The sequence below is a fragment of the Salmonella sp. 32010601201800023SM genome (assembly GCF_017572235.1).
Taxonomy (GTDB): Bacteria; Pseudomonadota; Gammaproteobacteria; order Enterobacterales; family Enterobacteriaceae; genus Salmonella; species Salmonella enterica.
Genome location: NZ_JAGEQS010000001.1, coordinates 433,619 through 450,015, shown reverse-complemented (window position 1 = coordinate 450,015; position 16,397 = coordinate 433,619). Strand labels below are relative to the sequence as shown.

Here is a 16,397-nt window from a genome sequence, read left to right as displayed (position 1 = left end):
ACATATCACGCATATTTAAGCAATTAATTGCATAATTAGCGATATATCACCTCTTGTATCGGATAGTTAACCACTTCTCATCCAAAATCATAACGAAAATCCAACTGCCTGCCGTTTTTGATCTGAGTTAATTGTTTAAAAAAGTGTTAAATTTATCGCTACATGGTGTGATCTACTATGTACCACGGTCAATTAAAGAACATATTACTTTTATCACTAAGGTTTATCATGGATAAGTTATCTTACGCTTCAGATAGCAGCACATCTGCCTGGAATACCTACCTGCAACAAATCGAGCGTGTGGCCCCTTATCTGGGCGAGTTATCCCCCTGGGTGGATACTCTGCGCCACCCAAAACGCGCTCTGATCGTCGATATTCCGGTACAAATGGATGATGGCACTATTCGTCATTTCGAAGGATATCGCGTGCAGCACAACCTCTCCCGAGGTCCGGGTAAAGGCGGTGTTCGCTACCATCCTGACGTTGATCTCAATGAAGTGATGGCCCTGTCAGCATGGATGACCATCAAATGTGCCGCGCTGAATCTGCCATACGGCGGCGCCAAAGGCGGCATCCGCGTCGATCCGTTCTCGCTGTCGGAAGGTGAACTGGAGCGTTTGACCCGCCGCTATACCAGCGAGATCGGCATTATCATCGGGCCGCAGAAAGATATTCCTGCGCCGGATGTCGGCACCAACGGTAAAGTGATGGCCTGGATGATGGATACGTATTCCATGAATCATGGCACGACGGTCACTGGCGTCGTCACCGGTAAGCCTATCCATCTTGGCGGTTCGCTGGGTCGTGAAAAAGCGACGGGGCGCGGCGTTTTCGTCAGCGGGCTGGAAGCCGCGCGTCGGGCGAATATCGCCGTTGAAGGCGCTCGCGTTGCGGTTCAGGGTTTTGGTAACGTCGGCAGCGAAGCCGCGCGTCTGTTTGCAGGCGCTGGCGCCCGTGTCGTGGCGATTCAGGATCATACCGCGACGCTGTTTAACGCCACCGGTATTGACATGAAGGCGCTCACGGCATGGCAGACAGAACACAAACAGATAGCCGGTTTCCCGGGCGCGGAAACTATCGCCAGCGATGCGTTCTGGCGTCTGGAGATGGATATTCTGATCCCGGCGGCGCTTGAAGGCCAGATAACTCGTCAGCGCGCGGAAGCCCTGACGTGTAAGCTGGTGCTGGAAGGGGCTAACGGCCCGACCTATCCGGATGCTGATGATGTTCTGGCCAGCCGTGGTATCCTTGTGGTGCCTGACGTGGTCTGTAACGCAGGCGGCGTAACCGTCAGCTACTTCGAATGGGTACAAGATATGGCCAGCTTCTTCTGGAGCGAAGAAGAGATCAACGCGCGCATGGACAAAATCATGACCGACGCTATCGTCCATGTCTGGGAGAAAGCGACTGAGAAATCCTGTTCTCTGCGCACCGCAGCCTATATTGTCGCCTGTGAGCGCATTCTGTTGGCCCGTAAAGATCGCGGTATCTATCCAGGTTAAGGCGACAAATCATTGCGCTAAAATCCACGTCCCGGCGTGGATTTTTTGTCTGTATACCCCGTTTTCCACGCGCGCGCCGATAAATTCTGTCTCAATAAAATGTCTGTTTGTTCGCAAAATAGCGGTTCAATCACGCGTATCTGGTCATCGTAGACTAAGGTTTTGTCATGGTAAATGCCGTTGGCTTTGGCTCACCGCTAAGGAGATAACTTGATGATACCCCCAGAGATTCGCCGTTCTGTTCTACTGCAGAAAGCCATAAAACTGGCGCTGGCAGGGACGCTGCTGACGTTTGCATCGTTTTCGGCGACTGCCGCAGACCCGTCTTCCGACACTGAAACTCCGCAGCCGCCGGATATTTTGCTTGGCCCGCTCTTTAATGATGTCCAGAATGCAAAACTCTTCCCCGATCAGAAAACCTTTGCTGACGCCATACCTAATAGCGATCCGCTCATGATTCTTGCGGATTATCGTATGCAGCGGAACCAGTCCGGCTTCGATTTACGTCATTTTGTTGATGTTAACTTCACCCTGCCGAAAGCGGGTGAAAAATATGTCCCGCCTGCCGGGCAGTCATTGCGTGAACATATTGATGGCCTGTGGCCGGTGCTGACACGTTCAACTAAAAACGTCGAAAAGTGGGACTCGCTCTTGCCGTTGCCTGAATCCTATGTCGTACCGGGTGGGCGATTCAGAGAGATTTACTACTGGGACAGCTACTTTACGATGCTGGGGCTGGCGGAAAGCGGGCACTGGGATAAGGTGGCGGATATGGTGGCGAACTTTGGTTACGAAATTGATGCCTGGGGGCATATTCCTAACGGCAACCGTACCTACTACCTGAGTCGTTCGCAGCCGCCTTTCTTTGCGTTTATGGTTGAGTTACTGGCGCAACATGAAGGTGACGATGCGCTGAAAGAATACCTGCCGCAACTGCAAAAAGAGTACGCCTACTGGATGGAGGGCGTTGAGACATTGCAGCCAGGGCAACAAAACCAACGCGTCGTCAAACTGGAGGACGGCAGCGTTCTCAACCGCTACTGGGACGATCGGGATACGCCCCGCCCTGAATCCTGGGTTGAAGATATCGCTACCGCCAAAAGCAACCCCAACCGCCCGGCAACGGAGATCTATCGAGACCTCCGCTCTGCCGCCGCCTCCGGCTGGGATTTCAGCTCCCGCTGGATGGATAATCCGCAGCAGCTCAGTACCATCCGTACCACCACGATTGTCCCTGTCGATCTTAACGCTCTGCTGTATCAGCTGGAGAAAACCCTCGCGCGCGCCAGCGCTGCGGCGGGCGATCGGGCCAAAGCCTCGCACTATGACGCGCTGGCCAACGCGCGGCAAAAAGCCATTGAAATGCATCTGTGGAATAACAAAGAGGGTTGGTATGCCGACTACGATCTGCAGAACAATAAAATCCGTGACCAACTCACCGCTGCCGCGCTGTTCCCGCTCTATGTAAACGCCGCCGCGAAAGATCGCGCCGTGAAAGTGGCGGCGGCGGCCCAGGCGCATCTGCTACAGCCTGGCGGGCTGGCTACCACCTCGGTTAAAAGCGGACAGCAGTGGGATGCGCCAAACGGCTGGGCGCCGTTACAATGGGTCGCTGCCGAAGGATTGCAAAATTATGGGCAGGATGACGTGGCAATGGAAGTCACCTGGCGCTTTTTAACCAATGTGCAGCACACCTACGATCGCGAGAAAAAACTGGTCGAAAAATATGATGTCAGCAGTACCGGAACCGGCGGTGGCGGCGGCGAATATCCCCTTCAGGACGGCTTTGGCTGGACCAACGGCGTGACGCTGAAAATGCTCGATCTGATTTGTCCGCAGGAAAAACCGTGCGATAGCGTACCGTCTACTCGTCCGGCATCGTTAAGCGCAACGCCGACAAAAACGCCGTCTGCAGCGACGCAGTAACGCGTGTTTATAGTAGGTTGACCCGGTGCTGACCGGGTCAACGCTTACACGTTCTGCAGCGGTTAGCCGCGTCGCAGAAGGCGGAAAATCACCAGCACCACGATCGCGCCCACCACGGCGACCAGGAAACTGTGCAGATTAAAGCCGCTGATACTGCCGCCAATACCAAACATCGTCGCCAGCCATCCGCCAACGACCGCCCCGACGATACCGAGAATACAGGTCAGGATAAATCCCCCGCCATCGCGCCCCGGCATAAGCAATTTGGCGATAACGCCGGCAATCAAACCAAAAATAATCCAGGCGATAATTCCCATTTGCAAACCCTCTTTCCAGTAAAAACGTTTTAAGTATAGGCAAAGTCGAGCGTCGCATTTCTGAACACTGATTTATCTCGCGGACATAAAAATTTATTTATCGCTATTAAGTTCTTTCTACTGATGCCGATAACCCAACGATAGTCTGCGTATCAGGGGTTATTTCGTGTGAGTGGTTACAATGAGCAGTTCCTGAAAAAAAATCCATTAGCGATATTAGGCGTGCTACGGGATTTAAATAAAAATCAGGTTCCACTGCGTATTTCATGGGCGCATGGTCAATTCATCAGTAAAATTTTGGCGGTAGACCCGGAAAAACTCATCGTGGATTACGGCAGCCAGGAATATGAAAATAGCGCCGTATTACGTGCCGGACAGGTAGCCATTATCGCAGAAACGCAGGGCGCAAAAGTCGAGTTCACGTTGCCGCAACTCGTTACAGGCGAATATCAGCGGCTGCCAGCCTTTATCACGCCCCTGCCGTCGTCACTGTGGTTTGTCCAGCGCCGGGAGTATTTTCGCATTGGCGCGCCGCTGTATCCGCCTTATTACGGCGTCACCACGCTACCGGACACCCGTACGTTACGTTTTCGCCTGTTTGATCTTTCCCTGGGCGGCATGGGCGCGCTACTGGAATCCGCCATCCCCGACGGACTAATCGAAGGCGCACGCTTTTCGCAGGTTGAACTGAACATGGGGCCATGGGGGATTCTTCACGTTGACGCCCAGCTTATCGCCATCAGCGAGCGTAAAGTGATTGATGGGAAAAATGAAACGATCACCACTCCCCGCCTGAGCTTTCGTTTCCTTAACGTTAGCCCGGCGGTGGAGCGGGAGTTGCAGCGGATTATTTTTTCGCTTGAGCGCGAGGCCCGAGAAAGAGCGAATAAAGTGCGAGAATAATCTTCACGCTAAACTACATGGCGTCCAGCGCCTGCTGAAGCTTCCAGATATAGCGCGGCGCCTGCGGCGCGGGATGATTATCAACAACATGCTCAAAAAACTCGTCCGCATCCAGATCGTTAATTTTTTCTATCGCCTTCTTCCTGTCGGATGAAAAAGTACGCAATAACGCGCCTGCGCCGTTAGCATAAGAGACGACCAGCGCATATTGCATCACCTGCGGATCTTTGATGCCGGCCAGCGGCCCATTTTCCAGAATGCTCAGATACGCCGCGCCCATTGAGATGTTACGCTCAGGGTTTTTCAGCTCGCTGGTGGTCGGTTCGCCACGCCAGCCCATCCGACGGTAAACGTCGCGCCCGGAGGTCGACGCCTTTAGCTGCATCAGGCCAATCGCATTGGATTTACTGACCGCGTTAGGGTTGCCGCCGGATTCAATGGCGATAATCGCGGTGATTAAATGCGGATCAACCCCCCATGCCGCCCCGGCTTTTTCACTGATGGGCATCCACTGCATCGCACGCTTTACAGGCACTTCGGCATTCCACGGCGGATTCCTGTAATCCTGTTTTGAGCTACAGCCAGCCAGTATTACTACCAAAAAAGCAAACCATCTTAATTTCACGTCATCTATCCTTATAGCCGTAACTTATCTGCCGAAGAGGTCATACCGCCCCGGCCAGGCACTTAGGTTGCCTCCCTGGTGCGCATCCAGAAACGTCGCACAACGAGGGACATCGCCTAATATATGCGGCATGATATACATTTGCATTCTATTGTCAGCAAGGAATTACCATGTCTCTGTTTCATTTAATCGCCCCCTCGGGCTACTGTATTAACCAACAGGCCGCGTTACGCGGCGTTCAGCGCCTGACTGACGCGGGTCATCAGGTGGAGAATGACGAGGTGATTCGTCGCCGCTATCAGCGTTTTGCCGGTACGGACGCGGAACGGCTGGCCGATGTTAATTCGCTGGCCTCGCTAACTTCGCCGGATACGATCGTCATGCCGGTTCGCGGCGGCTATGGTGCCAGCCGCTTGTTGGATCGTATCGACTGGCAGGCGCTCGCCACCCGGCAACAGCGCGATCCCTTACTGATTTGCGGTCATAGCGATTTTACGGCGATTCAGGCTGGACTCCTGGCGCAGGCCAATGTCATCACCTTTAGCGGTCCTATGCTGGCGGCAAATTTTGGCGCCGAAACGCTGAATACGTTCACCGAGCAACATTTCTGGCTGGCGCTACGCAAGGCGCAATTTACCGTAGAGTGGCAAGGTGACGGCCCTCAGTGCGACGCACAGGGCACCTTATGGGGCGGAAATCTGGCGATGTTGATTTCCCTTATCGGTACGCCCTGGATGCCGACTATCGATAAAGGAATTTTAGTGCTGGAAGATGTCAATGAGCATCCTTTCCGGGTGGAGCGTATGCTTTTGCAACTGGAGTACGCCGGAATTTTAAACCGCCAGAGCGCCATCGTTCTCGGCAGCTTTAGCGGTGCGGCGCCCAACGAGTATGACGCCGGCTATTCTCTGGAGAGCGTCTACGCGTTTTTACGTTCCCGTCTGTCCGTTCCGCTGATTACCGGTCTCGACTTCGGGCATGAACAGCGTACGGTAACGCTCCCTATCGGGGCAAACGCGACGCTTAAAAATACGCGCCAGGGGACTCAACTCACTTTATCTGGTCATCCTACGCTGCAATTGTAAAAAAAGTCCCCGACAGGCTAAGTAAAACGCTGCCCTGGCCGTTATTATGTTAATGTTAAATAATACGAAGTCGTGTGAGTCAGGAGATATAAAACGTTGGATGCTGCAACAATTATTAGTCTATTTATTTTAGGTTCCATCCTTGTAACCAGCAGTATCCTGTTAAGTTCATTCTCATCGCGACTGGGTATCCCGATTCTGGTCATTTTTCTCGCCATTGGGATGTTAGCGGGTGTGGATGGCATTGGCGGTATTCCTTTCGATAATTATCCTTTCGCTTATATGGTCAGTAACCTGGCGCTGGCGATTATTTTACTCGATGGCGGCATGCGCACCCAGGCCAGCTCTTTCCGGGTAGCGCTGGGCCCCGCGCTGTCGCTGGCGACGCTCGGCGTACTAATCACGTCGGGGTTAACAGGTATGATGGCCGCCTGGCTGTTTCATCTGGATCTTATCGAAGGTCTGCTCATTGGCGCGATAGTCGGTTCCACTGACGCCGCAGCGGTCTTTTCTCTGCTTGGCGGCAAAGGGCTAAACGAACGTGTAGGCTCCACGCTGGAGATCGAATCGGGAAGTAACGATCCGATGGCCGTTTTTCTGACCATTACATTAATTGAGATGATCCAGAAGCATGAAACCGGCCTGGACTGGATGTTTGCCGTCCATATTATCCAACAGTTCGGTCTCGGTATTGTTTTTGGCCTGGGCGGCGGTTACCTGCTACAGCAGATGATCAACCGTATTTCTCTGCCCAGCGGCCTGTATCCGATGCTGGCGCTCAGCGGCGGTATTCTGATTTTTGCTTTGACGACCGCGCTTGAAGGCAGCGGCATTCTCGCGGTCTATCTGTGCGGATTCCTGTTAGGAAACCGCCCGATTCGCAACCGTTACGGCATCCTGCAAAACTTTGACGGACTAGCCTGGCTGGCGCAGATCGCGATGTTCCTGGTTCTGGGGCTGCTGGTGACGCCTTCCGATCTGTGGCCGATTGCCGTCCCTGCGCTTATTCTCTCCATCTGGATGATTTTCTTCGCCCGCCCACTGTCGGTGTTTACCGGCCTGCTGCCATTTCGCGGCTTCAATCTTCGGGAGCGCATTTTCATCAGTTGGGTCGGACTGCGCGGCGCGGTGCCGATTATTCTCGCCGTTTTCCCGATGATGGCCGGGCTTGAAAACGCTCGCCTGTTCTTTAATGTCGCTTTCTTTGTGGTACTGGTGTCGCTGCTTCTGCAGGGAACATCGCTGTCATGGGCGGCGAAAAGAGCCAAAGTGGTCGTGCCTCCGGTTGGCTGGCCAGTATCGCGCGTGGGGCTTGACATCCATCCTGATAATCCGTGGGAGCAATTCATCTATCAGTTGAGCGCCGACAAATGGTGCGTCGGCGCGGCGTTGCGCGACCTGCATATGCCGAACGAAACTCGCATTGCCGCGCTATTTCGCAATAATGAACTGTTTCACCCCACGGGTAGCACTCGCCTGCAGGAAGGCGACGTACTCTGCGTGATTGGCCGGGAGCGCGATCTGCCAGCGCTGGGCAAATTGTTTAGCCAGTCGCCGCCGGTTTCGTTAGATCAGCGTTTCTTTGGCGATTTTATCCTCGAAGCGAATGCGAAATTCGCCGACGTGGCGCTTATCTACGGGCTGGAAGAAGGAACGGAATACCGGGATAAACAACAAACCCTGGGTGAAATCATACAGCAACTGCTGGGCGCTGCGCCGGTCGTCGGCGATCAGGTGGAGTTTGGCGGCATGATTTGGACGGTAGCTGAAAAAGAAGATAACGTGGTACGCAAGATTGGGGTACGCGTCGCCGAAGATGAAGCAGAATAAGGTCGCCGGACAACGTCGACCCGCCCCCAGGTGGACCGGTCGACGCCTTAGCCTGAGTCAGGTTACGTTGTCACAAACGGCACGCGCGGCGCTACGGCGCACAGTAGCTCATAGCCCAGCGTACCTGCCGCAGAGGCGACATCATCGACCTTAATTTCTTTGCCCCATAATTCAACCGGCGTGCCGATTCCCGCCTGCGGACACGGCGTCAAATCCACCGCCAGCATATCCATTGAAACGGTGCCTACTGTTCTGGTACGGATACCGTCCACCAGCACAGGCGTCCCGGTCGGCGCATGGCGTGGATAGCCATCGGCATAACCCGCCGCGACGATGCCAATGCGTTGTTCCTGAGTCACAGAATACCTTCCGCCATAGCCTACCCTTTCACCCACGCTCAACGTCTGCACGCCAATAATTTCGCTACTCAGCGTCATCACGGGTTTTAGTCCGGTATCGGCAATATCCCGCCACTGTCCTGACGGCGACGCGCCGTACAAAATAATGCCCGGCCTGACCCAGTCATAATGCGCCTGGGGATGCCACAGCGTCGCTGCCGAATTTGATAACGAGTATGAACACTGCAGGCCTTCTGTCGCCAGCGCAATACGCCTCATCGCCTCCCCGATACCTTCCGGATGATCGGCCTGAGCAAAATGTGACATCAGGGTCATTTCACCGACATTGCGCATTGCCCGCAATTGCTGCCAGACGGTCTGCGCCCGCTCATGCTGAAAACCGAGTCGGTTCATGCCGCTGTTGACTTTGACATAGATATCCAGCGGCGCGTTAAGCCGCGCATTTTGCAGCGCTTTCAACTGCCAGTTACTGTGGATGCAGGTGGTCAGCCGATAAGTGTCATACGCCTCCAGGTCTTGCGCATGGAAAAACCCCTCCAGCATCAATATCGGCCCTTTCCACCCGCGCTCACGCAGGGTAATCGCCTCTTCAAGGTTGAGCATAGCGAAACCATCTGTGGCGCCCAGCGCGCTCCAGACGCGTTCAATACCGTGGCCGTAGGCGTTGGCTTTCACTACCGACCAGACGCGCGCCTCTGGGGCCGCCCGGCGCACAATAGCCAAATTTTGTTTCATTACCTGTAAATCAAGGCTGGCCTGTATAGGGCGGGTCATTTCACTTCCTTTATCAGTTATGCGCGCTATGCAAACGTTGCGGGGGGGTGGGCGTAAAATCGGAACGGTATCGCGCCACGCTCAGATCGTCGTAGGGTATCGCTGGCGTGCGACCCGACAAGATATCGCTTAACAACTGGCCTGAACCGCAGGCCATCGTCCAGCCTAAGGTGCCGTGTCCAGTATTAAGCCACAGATTTTTATAACGGGTGCGTCCTACTACCGGCGTGCCGTCCGGCGTCATGGGGCGCAGGCCGGTCCAGAATGTGGCCTGCTCAATATGACCGCCGCGCGGAAAGAGATCGCGCACAACCATCTCCAGCGTCTCGCGGCGCGGTTGCAGTAAGTCGGTATTAAAGCCCACGATTTCCGCCATTCCCCCCACGCGAATACGCTTATCAAAACGCGTAATAGCGATTTTGTAGGTTTCATCAAGAATCGTCGATACCGGCGCGCCGTCTGGCTCGACGATTGGGATGGTTAATGAATAGCCTTTCAGCGGATACACCGGGATATCAACAATGCCTTTAAGCATCGCCGTCGAATACGATCCAAACGCCATAACATACGCATCTGCTTTAATGATCTCATCGGCGCATTTCACGCCGTAAATCTGATCATTTTCGTACAGTAATTTTTCCACGGGAGTATTAAAGCGAAAGGTTACGCCCGCCTGCTCCGCCATGCGCGCAAGACGCTGGGTAAAGAGCTGACAGTCCCCGGTTTCATCATTCGGTAAGCGCAGTCCGCCGGTTAATTTATGCGCAACCTCAGCCAGAGCGGGTTCAACTTCCGCCAGTCGGCTGGATTCCAGGAGCTGATACGGCACCCCGGCATCTTCCAGCACGGCGATATCACGGGTGGCGTTCTCATACTGTTGCGCGGTGCGGAAGAGTTGTAGCGTTCCCCCCTGGCGGCCTTCATATTCGATACCGGTCGCGGCGCGTAGCGTTTTCAGACAGTCTCGGCTATATTCCGCCAGGCGCACCATGCGGCCTTTATTTTCCATATAATGCCGGGTATCGCAGTTACGCAGCATTTGCCACATCCACTTCAGTTGAAACGGGGTGCCATCCAGACGCACCGCCAGCGGCGCATGGCGCTGGAACATCCATTTTATCGCCTTCAGCGGTACGCCAGGGGCCGCCCAGGGCGCCGCATATCCCGGTGAAATTTGTCCGGCATTCGCCGCGCTGGTTTCTTGCGCCGGGCCGGATTCGCGATCGATGACGGTGACATCATGCCCCGCCTGACTTAAGTACCAGGCGCTGGTCACGCCAACTACGCCACTCCCCAGGATGACAACTCGCATAGCCACTCCGTTAATAGTAAAAGAACAATCTTCTGATTACATCTTGATAACCCAGATGAAAATATTATTCAACATATGACTTTTTTATGGTGACGTGCTTCACATATACCCTAAAGACAAGCGATCCCACTGGTTTGGGATCTCCTGCTACGCGGCATGGCTATACAGCATAAAATGATGCCAATACCCGTTTTTTTGCCGTTCAATGTGGAGGAAATCGCAAAGAAAAGTTTTCACGATCAAGTCGTTTTTTAACATGGTGTTCTATGCTTGAAAGGAGGCGCTCCATACAGAGAGCGTCGCCAACAATGAGGGTGCGCGAATGGCAACGATTGATTCCATGAACAAGGACACCACACGTTTGAGCGATGGACCCGACTGGACATTTGATCTGCTGGATGTCTATCTGGCAGAGATAGACCGCGTGGCGAAGCTCTACCAACTGGATACTTACCCGCACCAAATTGAAGTCATCACTTCCGAACAGATGATGGACGCCTACTCCAGCGTCGGGATGCCGATCAACTATCCGCACTGGTCGTTTGGCAAAAAGTTCATTGAGACGGAACGTCTGTATAAGCATGGTCAACAAGGACTGGCTTATGAAATTGTGATCAACTCTAATCCCTGCATTGCCTACCTGATGGAAGAGAACACCATCACCATGCAAGCGCTGGTCATGGCGCACGCCTGTTACGGCCACAACTCCTTTTTTAAAAATAATTATCTCTTCCGGAGCTGGACGGATGCCAGCTCTATCGTCGACTACCTGATTTTCGCCCGAAATTACATTACCCGCTGTGAAGAACGCTACGGAGTGGATGAAGTAGAAAAACTGCTCGACTCCTGCCACGCGCTGATGAATTACGGCGTCGATCGCTATAAGCGCCCGCAGAAAATCTCGTTGCAGGAAGAGAAAGCGCGACAAAAAAGCCGGGAAGAGTATCTACAAAGCCAGGTGAATATGCTGTGGCGCACGCTGCCAAAACGCGAGGAAGAAAAAACTGTCACCGAAGCACGCCGCTTTCCCGCTGAACCGCAGGAAAACCTGCTCTATTTTATGGAGAAAAACGCCCCGTTGCTCGAGCCGTGGCAGCGCGAAATTCTGCGCATCGTGCGTAAAGTCAGCCAGTATTTTTATCCGCAGAAACAGACGCAGGTCATGAACGAGGGCTGGGCGACCTTCTGGCACTACACCATCCTGAACCATCTGTATGATGAAGGCAAAGTGACGGAACGCTTTATGCTGGAGTTTTTACACAGCCATACCAATGTCGTATTTCAGCCGCCCTATAATAGCCCCTGGTATAGCGGAATTAACCCCTATGCGCTCGGCTTTGCCATGTTCCAGGATATCAAACGTATTTGTCAGTCGCCCACGGATGAAGATAAATACTGGTTTCCGGATATTGCCGGTTCCGACTGGCTGGAAACGCTGCACTTCGCCATGCGCGATTTTAAAGATGAAAGCTTTATCAGTCAGTTCCTGTCGCCAAAAGTGATGCGTGATTTCCGTTTCTTCACGGTACTTGATGATGACAGGCATAATTATCTGGAGATCTCCGCCATTCATAACGAAGAAGGTTATCGGGAGATTCGATCAAAACTGTCGTCACAGTATAACCTGAGCAACCTGGAGCCGAATATTCAGGTCTGGAATGTGGATTTACGCGGCGACAGATCGCTGACGTTGCGTTATATCCCGCATAACCGCGCACCGCTGGATAAAGGCCGCAAAGAGGTGCTGAAACATGTGCATCGGTTATGGGGCTTTGATGTGATGCTGGAGCAACAAAATGAGGATGGCAGCGTAGAACTGCTGGAGCGTTGTCCGCCGCGCATGAACATGCTGTAATCGAGATGCTGCCCGGTAGTGTTTACGCTTACCGGGCATCGCGGGATTATCGTCCCTGAATCGCTAAATCGCCGGGCAGATTTTTCTGCATCCGATGCCAAATCTCGCCGCTGTCATGCCCGTAACGTCGCACCGTTTCATACACCTGGTCGTGCGCGCCCTGCTCGCATAACGACGATAATTTATGATAGAAACCCAGTGCCAGACTGCGTGCTTCCGGATTGGCGAAATAGTGGCGACCAATGCGGGTGTATAACCCTTTCATGCCGTTCAGGATCAAGCCATAAATAGGATTGCCGGAGGCGAATGCCAGACCACGAAAGATGTTATAGTCCAGATCGGCGAATGCATCAGCATGGTCGGCCACTTCGTGGGCAGTGGCCAGCACTTCCTGCGCCTTATCCGGGTGTTGACGCAACGCGGTACGAATAAAGATAGTAGAAATATTGGTACGCACCGACAACAAATTGTCGATCAGTTGTGGAACGCTTTCATGATCAAGGCGGGCCAGCGTTTCAAGGATGTTCAGCCCTGACGTTTCCCAAAAATTATTAACCTTTGTCGGTTTGCCATGCTGAATGGTCAGCCAGCCATCTCGCGCCAGCCGCTGTAACACCTCGCGTAATGTCGTGCGCGTCACGCCGATCAGTTCGGAGAGTTCTCGTTCTGCCGGTAAGATCGTGCCAGGAGGAAAGCGGTTATTCCAGATACTTTCAATAATATACTCTTCCGCGAAACCCGCCGGGCTCTGCGCCTTAATGACCATAGTGAGATTTCCATTACACAGCAAAACATAGTTGTACTCATCATACCAGACGGGCGTAACACCTGATAGCGGACGCAATGAAGAAAAAGGGGATCAAGGCACCATTTCTGATATCGCCTGCCAATATCGTTAAGGACTTGCTTGCATTCGTCGCGCTCGCTACTCTCTGTGTTTAAACATAAAAACGCTATTTCATTTTTCTAGGTAAGGAAAAATTTCATGGAGATCTCATGGGGTCGCGCCATGTGGCGCAACTTTTTAGGCCAGTCGCCCGACTGGTACAAACTGGCACTACTTGTCTTTTTAATTGTTAACCCATTCATTTTCTTAGCTAATCCCTTTGTTGCCGGTTGGCTGCTGGTGGCAGAGTTTATCTTCACCCTGGCGATGGCGTTAAAGTGTTACCCCCTGCTGCCCGGCGGGTTACTGGCCATTGAAGCCGTCATCATCGGCATGACCAGCGCCGCCCATGTACGTGAAGAGGTTGCCGCCAACCTGGAAGTCTTGCTGCTGCTGATGTTTATGGTGGCAGGCATCTACTTTATGAAGCAGTTATTGCTGTTTATTTTTACCCGTCTGTTACTCAGTATCCGCTCGAAGATGGTTCTGTCGCTGGCCTTTTGCGTCGCCGCCGCATTCTTGTCGGCTTTCCTTGACGCGCTTACCGTCGTTGCGGTGGTGATCAGCGTCGCCGTCGGTTTTTACGGGATTTACCATCGTGTGGCCTCATCGCGCGGCGAAGAGAACGATATGCTGGACGACAGCCATATCGATCCGCATTACAAAACGGTGCTGGAGCAATTCCGCGGATTCTTACGTAGCCTGATGATGCATGCGGGCGTGGGGACGGCGCTGGGCGGCGTCATGACCATGGTCGGGGAGCCGCAAAACCTGATCATCGCTAAAGCGGCTGGCTGGCATTTCGGCGACTTCTTTTTGCGGATGTCGCCTGTCACCGTCCCGGTACTGGTATGTGGACTGTTAACCTGTATGCTGGTCGAGAAAATGCGCTGGTTTGGCTATGGCGAAACGTTGCCCGAAAAAGTCCGCGACGTTTTACAGCAATTCGACGATCAAAGCCGTAAGAAGCGCACCCGCCAGGATAAAATTAAACTAATAGTCCAGGCGATTATTGGCGTCTGGCTGGTTACCGCCCTCGCCCTCCATCTCGCGGAGGTGGGACTGATTGGTCTGTCGGTCATTATTCTGGCCACCGCGTTAACGGGTGTAACCGATGAACACGCCATCGGCAAAGCGTTTACCGAGTCGCTGCCGTTTACTGCGCTGTTAACCGTTTTCTTCTCCATTGTGGCGGTTATTATCGATCAACATCTTTTCGCGCCGATTATTCAGTTCGTCTTGCAAGCCTCTGAACACGCGCAGCTAACGCTGTTCTATCTCTTTAACGGCCTGTTGTCTTCCATCTCAGATAACGTCTTTGTCGGCACCATTTATATCAACGAAGCGAAGGCGGCAATGGAAAACGGCGCTATCAGCTTAAAACAGTTTGAGCTTTTAGCCGTGGCCATCAATACCGGTACTAACCTGCCATCGGTAGCGACGCCAAATGGTCAGGCGGCATTCTTATTCCTGCTGACCTCCGCGCTGGCGCCGTTAATCCGTCTCTCCTATGGCCGTATGGTCTGGATGGCGTTACCGTACACTATCGTACTGACCCTGATAGGGCTACTGTGCGTCGAATTCACTCTTGCGCCGGCCACCGAATGGATGACTCAGGCAGGATGGTTAGCAACGCTTTCGTAACGTTTGGCCGGGCAATACACCGCCCGGCTCCGATTTTTGCCTGATAATTATCCAATTACACATTATTTCATTTCCCGCTAGTGGCGCACGAATTGAATTGGTTTACACTGCGGTCTCTACGCATGTTGCAGGGAAATTATTATGTTGCGATTTTTAAACCAGTGCTCACGGGGTCGGGGCGCATGGTTACTGATGGCGTTTACCGCCCTGGCGCTGGAAATGGTGGCGCTGTGGTTCCAGCACGTCATGTTACTTAAACCTTGCGTGCTATGTATTTATGAACGTTGCGCCCTGTTTGGCGTGATGGGCGCGGGTCTGGTCGGCGCAATAGCGCCGAAAACGCCGCTGCGATACGTGGCAATGGTTATCTGGATTTACAGCGCCTGGCGGGGTCTACAACTGGCGTATGAACATACGATGATTCAGTTGCATCCCTCGCCGTTCATGACCTGTGACTTTATGGCGCGCTTTCCAGACTGGTTGCCGTTGGGTAAATGGCTGCCACAGGTGTTTGTGGCATCCGGTGATTGCGCCGAACGCCAGTGGTCGTTTTTAACGCTGGAGATGCCGCAATGGCTGTTGGGGATCTTTGCCGCTTACCTTGTGGTGGCGATAGCCGTCGTCATAGCCCAGGCATTTAAGCCTAAAAAACGCGACCTGTTCGGTCGTTGATACACACGCTCCTTCGGGAGCGTTTTTTTTGCCCGAAGCGTTGTTTGCCAGTGATTAAAAAGTGTATATTAAATACATCTTTTAATCACCACATCAGGGAGATGTCTTATGTCCCACTTACGCATCCCGGCAAACTGGAAAGTTAAACGCTCTACCCCCTTTTTCACCAAAGAGAATGTTCCGGCGGCACTGCTCTCTCATCACAACACAGCGGCAGGCGTTTTCGGACAACTCTGCGTGATGGAAGGCACCGTGACCTACTATGGTTTTGCGAATGAAACCGCGACAGAACCAGAAGTGAAAGTGGTGATTAATGCCGGGCAATTCGCCACCAGTCCGCCGCAATACTGGCATCGGGTAGAGCTGAGCGATGATGCGCGGTTCAACATTCATTTTTGGGTAGAGGAAGACCATCAGGGCGAGGAAATGTATCAACAGAAAAAAGCCTGACATCGGTAAACCAGTCACCACTGGGCGGCGTCCCGCCCAGTAGCCAGGTGATTAATGGCGCTAATTAAACGCTAGAGTAGTTTAATTTTAACGTGGTATCCCTCAAGCCCTTTCATCGTTTCTCGCGGCGCGAACTCTATTTCGGAAACCTCTTGCCCGGTTTTCTTCCGTAGTTCGGCAACCTTTTTGCTAATGAGTGCCGCGATTTCCTCTTCTGCTTTATGTGTCAACTCTTCGCTGTTCATTGATTTCCTCC

The 16,397-nt window shown here is 53.1% G+C and carries 15 protein-coding genes; 9 read left to right on the top strand and 6 right to left on the bottom strand.

Annotation, left to right across the window (positions count from 1 at the left end; translation table 11 throughout):
* Positions 1-228: 228 nt before the first annotated feature.
* Both J4617_RS02330 and J4617_RS02325 read left to right on the top strand, forming a co-directional pair.
* Positions 229-1,503, top strand: a complete 1,275-nt coding sequence (locus tag J4617_RS02330; RefSeq protein WP_001519734.1) for a Glu/Leu/Phe/Val dehydrogenase — start codon at positions 229-231, stop codon at positions 1,501-1,503.
* Positions 1,504-1,716: 213 nt separating this feature from the next.
* Positions 1,717-3,429 (top strand): alpha,alpha-trehalase, encoded by a 1,713-nt coding sequence (locus tag J4617_RS02325; RefSeq protein ID WP_000612825.1) that lies wholly within the window; start codon positions 1,717-1,719, stop codon positions 3,427-3,429.
* 62 nt (positions 3,430-3,491) lie between these two features.
* Here J4617_RS02325 and J4617_RS02320 read toward each other — a convergent pair whose 3' ends face one another.
* Positions 3,492-3,746, bottom strand: a complete 255-nt coding sequence (locus J4617_RS02320) for a GlsB/YeaQ/YmgE family stress response membrane protein (protein WP_000511320.1) — start codon at positions 3,744-3,746, stop codon at positions 3,492-3,494.
* A 168-nt stretch (positions 3,747-3,914) separates the two neighbouring features.
* Here J4617_RS02320 and ycgR point away from each other — a divergent pair, with 168 nt between their 5' ends.
* Positions 3,915-4,649, top strand: a complete 735-nt coding sequence (ycgR, locus tag J4617_RS02315) for a flagellar brake protein YcgR (RefSeq protein WP_000017418.1) — start codon at positions 3,915-3,917, stop codon at positions 4,647-4,649.
* Between the two features lie 13 nt (positions 4,650-4,662).
* On the opposite strand, the gene emtA is transcribed toward ycgR, so the two are convergent.
* Positions 4,663-5,274 carry a membrane-bound lytic murein transglycosylase EmtA gene (emtA, locus tag J4617_RS02310; RefSeq protein WP_000776974.1) on the bottom strand — a complete coding sequence of 204 codons (612 nt, stop codon included), beginning with the start codon at positions 5,272-5,274 and terminating at the stop codon, positions 4,663-4,665.
* A gap of 170 nt (positions 5,275-5,444) precedes the next feature.
* Here emtA and ldcA point away from each other — a divergent pair, with 170 nt between their 5' ends.
* Both ldcA and J4617_RS02300 read left to right on the top strand, forming a co-directional pair.
* Positions 5,445-6,359, top strand: coding sequence for a muramoyltetrapeptide carboxypeptidase (gene ldcA / locus J4617_RS02305; RefSeq protein ID WP_017465650.1), 915 nt, complete (start codon positions 5,445-5,447; stop codon positions 6,357-6,359).
* 96 nt (positions 6,360-6,455) lie between these two features.
* A complete protein-coding gene (locus J4617_RS02300; RefSeq protein WP_000338376.1) occupies positions 6,456-8,189 on the top strand; it encodes a potassium/proton antiporter in 1,734 nt (577 codons plus the stop codon).
* Between the two features lie 62 nt (positions 8,190-8,251).
* On the opposite strand, the gene dadX is transcribed toward J4617_RS02300, so the two are convergent.
* Positions 8,252-9,322 (bottom strand): catabolic alanine racemase DadX, encoded by a 1,071-nt coding sequence (gene dadX, locus J4617_RS02295; RefSeq protein ID WP_017465649.1) that lies wholly within the window; start codon positions 9,320-9,322, stop codon positions 8,252-8,254.
* A 13-nt stretch (positions 9,323-9,335) separates the two neighbouring features.
* The gene (locus J4617_RS02290; RefSeq protein WP_001266937.1) at positions 9,336-10,634 is read right to left on the bottom strand and encodes a D-amino acid dehydrogenase; all 1,299 of its coding nucleotides are present in this window, start codon (positions 10,632-10,634) and stop codon (positions 9,336-9,338) included.
* Between the two features lie 322 nt (positions 10,635-10,956).
* On the opposite strand from J4617_RS02290, the gene J4617_RS02285 reads away from it, so the two are divergent.
* The gene (locus J4617_RS02285; protein ID WP_000190833.1) at positions 10,957-12,489 is read left to right on the top strand and encodes a SpoVR family protein; all 1,533 of its coding nucleotides are present in this window, start codon (positions 10,957-10,959) and stop codon (positions 12,487-12,489) included.
* A gap of 46 nt (positions 12,490-12,535) precedes the next feature.
* Here J4617_RS02285 and fadR read toward each other — a convergent pair whose 3' ends face one another.
* Positions 12,536-13,255, bottom strand: coding sequence for a fatty acid metabolism transcriptional regulator FadR (fadR, locus tag J4617_RS02280; RefSeq protein WP_000234826.1), 720 nt, complete (start codon positions 13,253-13,255; stop codon positions 12,536-12,538).
* A 219-nt stretch (positions 13,256-13,474) separates the two neighbouring features.
* On the opposite strand from fadR, the gene nhaB reads away from it, so the two are divergent.
* From nhaB to J4617_RS02265, 3 genes are all read left to right on the top strand, one after another.
* Positions 13,475-15,019 carry a Na(+)/H(+) antiporter NhaB gene (gene nhaB / locus J4617_RS02275; RefSeq protein ID WP_000406444.1) on the top strand — a complete coding sequence of 515 codons (1,545 nt, stop codon included), beginning with the start codon at positions 13,475-13,477 and terminating at the stop codon, positions 15,017-15,019.
* 141 nt (positions 15,020-15,160) lie between these two features.
* Positions 15,161-15,691 carry a disulfide bond formation protein DsbB gene (gene dsbB / locus J4617_RS02270; protein ID WP_000943475.1) on the top strand — a complete coding sequence of 177 codons (531 nt, stop codon included), beginning with the start codon at positions 15,161-15,163 and terminating at the stop codon, positions 15,689-15,691.
* Positions 15,692-15,799: 108 nt separating this feature from the next.
* Complete coding sequence (locus J4617_RS02265; RefSeq protein ID WP_000018967.1) at positions 15,800-16,141, top strand: DUF1971 domain-containing protein; 342 nt, start codon at positions 15,800-15,802, stop codon at positions 16,139-16,141.
* A gap of 71 nt (positions 16,142-16,212) precedes the next feature.
* Here the strand turns inward: J4617_RS02265 and J4617_RS02260 are convergent, their stop codons facing one another.
* Positions 16,213-16,386, bottom strand: a complete 174-nt coding sequence (locus tag J4617_RS02260) for an addiction module toxin, GnsA/GnsB family (RefSeq protein WP_001083582.1) — start codon at positions 16,384-16,386, stop codon at positions 16,213-16,215.
* Between the last annotated feature and the right edge of the window lie 11 nt (positions 16,387-16,397).